1 protein-coding gene is annotated in these 1826 nt (G+C 47.9%); it reads right to left on the bottom strand.

The features are described 5' to 3' along the window. Window positions 1–95 precede the first annotated feature (95 nt). Window positions 96–1526 carry a group II intron reverse transcriptase/maturase gene (gene ltrA, locus AC6CHQ_RS16160; RefSeq protein ID WP_498082068.1) on the bottom strand — a complete coding sequence of 477 codons (1431 nt, stop codon included), beginning with the start codon at window positions 1524–1526 and terminating at the stop codon, window positions 96–98. Window positions 1527–1826 lie beyond the last annotated feature (300 nt).

Here is a 1826-nt window from a genome sequence, read left to right on the forward strand (position 1 = left end):
AAGAAAGTAGGGAAACCACTTGCGTGGCTTCCCCCTTATCAAACCGCACGTGCCCTTTTCAGGCATACGGCTTACCAGTATGTTACCGAATGTTGTTATCTCGATGCATTCCAGGCATTTTGCATCTTTTGCAGGCGGTGAGGAGTGAAATATTCCTCGCCTTTTCTTCTTGCTCGTTGTTTGGCCAGTTCATAGCGTCTCTTGGCAACCTGTTTCTTCTCCTCTGCGAATTGCTCAAGCGTCATTCCGTAAACCTTGTTCAGATACAGCCAGAGGCTTGGAATCAATCGGATTGAGAGAAAGAACTCATTGTTCCATCTGGACCGCATTTTGTATTCTTTAATTTGACTCGGATGCTTATGGATAAATGCCACCCGGAGCCTCTTTCTTGTATAAGCGTCTAGGCTATCCAAAATCCTACGGATTTTTCTGGTAACACAATGGCTTTCCTGTCCCAACTCCGTATTTGCCTTGATGGCATCTACGACGAGCACATAGTAATTGACCTTCCCCCTGATGATGGGATTCACACGATTAACCCATTCCAGCTTGTCGAGAGTTAGGGACTTGGGTGTCTTCCTCTTGATTTTCAGGCGGAATTCTTTGATGGACTCTTCTTTGGGCACGACATGGAAGACCGGTTTCCCTTTCTTGTTTACGGTCCAATGCTGAAAAGTGAATCCGAGGAAGTCGAAGTCGTCTTTCTTGAAATTAACCACCCGGGTTTTGCCTTCCGCTATTTCTAGACCCAGCTCTTTGAGCTTTGTCTTCGTGATACCGACAGCACGCTGGATATCTTCCCTGCTTTTGGCGAAGACGAGGAAATCATCCGCATACCGGACAAACCGGAGACCATGCAAGTCCAATTCCCAATCCAGTTCGTTTAGGTAAACGTTTGCCAGTAGAGGGGAGATTACCCCGCCCTGTGGCGTGCCGCTGTCGCTATCCATCAGCTTACCCTCTTCCATGTGCCCCGCTTTCAAAAATTCCTCAATCAATCCAAGCGTCGTCCTGTCCGAGATGTACTTCTTTAGGATGCCCATCAGCTTCTTATGTGGAATATTATCAAAGAACCCCTTGATGTCCGCGTCATAGACATGGTTATATCCCGACTCGATATTCCAAAGGATGATTTGCAGTGCCCGCTTGACGCCCCGTCCGGGGCGGTAGCCGACAGACCAGTTATGAAACAGAGTGTCCTCGAATTTGGGTTGAAGAATATTGACCAGGCTTTGCTGGATAATCCGATCTTCGATGGTCGGAATGCCCAAGGGTCTTTTCTTTCCATCTTTCTTCGGAATGTAGACCCGCTTTACCGGACTTGGCTTGTATTCCTTACTTCTTAGCCGTTCCAGCAGGTCCATGATGTTGTCATCCAACTTGGCTTCATAGCTCTCAATGGTTTCTCCGTCTATTCCGCCGGTCCCTTTATTGGCCTTTACCTGATTAAAACTGGCCGTCAGTTTCCGGTCAAACAGTAGTTGTCCATAGACGCTGTGCAGTTTCATTTTCCATTCCTGATTCATTCGGCTATTTCACACCTTTCCGTGTGTCCATTCAGTTAGTGTTACCGCAGTAGCTTTACCGTTCACATTACAGACGGGACGGTGTAAAACCATAAGGTGGCTCCCCTTCCGTTCATCCTGCGTTTGGTCACAGGACTACTTCCGTACTATGAGAACCTCTGACTTCTCCACTCATTCGTCTTCATTTCGGCTCAGCCTTATAGAAGGGAATCCCGGCCTGTCGGGTGGAGTGGAGACCTCACGGGGTCATGATAAGTGCCTTCCGAACATACCCTGCATCTTCACCAACAAAGCTATGGT

Source organism: Bhargavaea sp. GQ12 (assembly GCF_059758705.1).

Bases quoted from the DNA above. Each gene is read 5' to 3' on its own strand.
- ltrA (WP_498082068.1), bottom strand. From the start codon at position 1,526: ATGAATCAGGAATGGAAAATGAAACTGCACAGCGTCTATGGACAACTA.